This window comes from Polaromonas sp. P1_G2 (assembly GCF_056405515.1).
The window spans coordinates 1-573 of record NZ_JBFUBY010000756.1; the positions used below are offsets into that span (position 1 = coordinate 1).

General features: G+C 61.4%; 2 protein-coding genes. Both read left to right on the forward strand.

From position 1 onward, the window contains the following. Nucleotides 1-185 (forward strand): hypothetical protein (locus tag AC1D0P_RS27405; RefSeq protein ID WP_477679611.1); only part of this gene is annotated, 185 nt, incomplete at its 5' end. Between the two features lie 128 nt (nucleotides 186-313). Further along, nucleotides 314-573: hypothetical protein (locus tag AC1D0P_RS27410; protein WP_477679612.1), on the forward strand; the 260-nt coding region annotated here is incomplete at its 3' end.

A 573-nucleotide genomic window follows, 5' to 3' on the forward strand; every position in this document is an offset into this window, starting at 1 on the left:
ATGACGCGCTGATGCAGACGCTGGCGCAGAACGGCAATGGCGTCGCCGCCTATATCGACACGCTGGCGGAAGCGCAGAAGACGCTGGTGCAAGAGGCGACCGCGTCGATCTTCCCGATCGCCAAGGACGTGAAAATCCAGGTCGCGGTCGATAGGACGGATGCCTGCCCCACTTGCAGGCAATGATGCAGAAAGCGGCTCGATGACACGCTAACCCGCCAAACGCCGCAGCTTTGGCCACATTCATTTGCCATTCATTGTTGTTTCGCTAAATAGGGGTCAAGTTAAGTATTGTCACGGGACACGTGAAACCGATGATAACGAGAATAATAGCGTCGCTGGTCGGCGTGGCGTTGATGGTGACATCCGCCGCCGCGCAAGACTATCCAGACGACGACGACATGCCCCCGGACGCCGTGCCGATGCGGCGCATGCACCAGGGCGATGGGATTCCCATCGGCCGTGTGCAGCCCGATGATGACGGCCTGCCGGTCGGTCGGATGCAGCCGGATGATGGCATCCCGCTCCGCCGCATGCAGGCCGAGGATGGCGTGCCCGTCGGCCGGATTCAGGG